Below are 1,667 nucleotides of genomic sequence, written 5' to 3'. Positions count from 1 at the left end.
CACTCCACCCGGAACAACGCCCCACCACCACCGCCCCCCGACACCCTCAACCCATCCCCGGCAACCGCCCGCACCACAAGCGACTCCACCGAAGCCACCGGAACACCCTCACCATCGGCCAGATCCAACGACAGCGACTCCGCCCCCGTCGACCTCAACCGCACACGCAACGACGACGCACCCGAAGCATGCAGAGACACACCACTCCACGCGAACGGCAAGAACAAACCGTCGCTGTCGGACTCGCGCGCGCCGGAGAAGGCCCCGGCATGCAGGGCGGCGTCCAGCAGCGCCGGATGCAGGCCGAACCCGGCAGCCGAATCCACTTCTCCCGACGGCAACGCGACCTCGGCGAACACCTCGCCCTCCCGGCGCCACACCGCACGCAGTCCCTGGAACACCGGCCCATAACCGTATCCGCGGTCGGCCAGCTCCTCATACAGGTCCGTCACGTTCACAGCTGTCGCATCCTTCGGCGGCCATACGCCGAACTCGGCAGCGACAGAGGGAATTTCGTTACTGAGTTGACCGCTCGCGTGGCGGACCCAGGGAGTTCCAGGCTCCGCGTCGTCGGGCCGCGAATGCACTGTGACCGATCGGACCCCGCTGCCGTTGTCCTCACCGACCGAGACGTGCACCCGTACCGCGCCCTCGTCGGGAACCACCAGCGGAGCCTCGATCACCAGCTCCCGCAGCACCCCCGCACCAACCTCGTCACCCGCACGGACAGCCAGCTCCACCAGTGCGGCACCCGGCAGCAGGACCGTGCCGGCCACAGTGTGGTCCGCCAGCCACGGCTGGGTGGCCAGCGACAACCGACCCGTGGCAACGACACCGCCCGTCTCGGGCAAACCCACCACGATGTCGAGCAGCGGATGTCCGGCGGCCAGGGCCGGGTCTCCACCGGATACTGCCGGGTTCAGCCAGAACCGCTGGTGTTGGAAGGCGTAGGTGGGCAGGTCCACCCGGTGGGCGCCGGTCCCGGCGAAGACCTTCTCCCAGTCGACCTCGACACCCCGGGCGTGCAGCCGGCCAAGCGCCTGCATCAGGGCCCGGTCCTCGGGCACGTCCCGCCGCAGGGACGGCACGCAGTCCTGCGCGATCATCCCCGACAGCACACCCTCCGGCCCCAGCTCCAAGAACGTGGCCACCCTCAGCTCCCGCAGGCTCTGCACCCCGTCGTGGAAGCGGACCGTGCCCCGCACGTGCTCCACCCAGTACTCCGGCGAACACAACCGGCCCGCCTCCGCCACCCCACCGGTCAGGTTCGACACCACCGGCACACGCGGCTCGTGATACGCCAGGGCGGCCGCGACCCGGCGAAACTCCTCCAGCATCGGATCCATCAAAGACGAATGGAACGCGTGCGAGACCCGCAGCCGCTTGACCCGACGCCCCTCGAACCGGGCCACCACCCCCGCGACCGCCTCCTCCACACCGGAGAGCACGACAGAGGTCGGACCGTTGACCGCCGCCACACTCACCCCCTCCACCAGCCAGGGGACGACCTCGTCCTCCGCGGCCTCGACCGCGAACATCACCCCACCCGACGGCAACGCCTGCATCAACCGGCCCCGCGCCACCACCAAAGCCGCCGCATCCTCCAACGACCACACCCCCGCCACATACGCAGCCACCACCTCACCCACCGAATGACCCGCCACGAA

1 protein-coding gene is annotated in these 1,667 nt (G+C 69.6%); it reads right to left on the bottom strand.

All coding sequences use genetic code 11. From position 1 onward, the window contains the following. On the bottom strand, nt 1-1,667 hold a 1,667-nt coding region (locus tag ACZ5FU_RS34945), incomplete at both ends, for an acyltransferase domain-containing protein (RefSeq protein ID WP_469047946.1).

It is taken from the genome of Streptomyces sp. NPDC031554 (genome assembly GCF_055580685.1).
The sequence above is the reverse complement of the archived record's forward strand: the minus strand, read 5'-3'. Positions and strand labels throughout refer to the sequence as shown.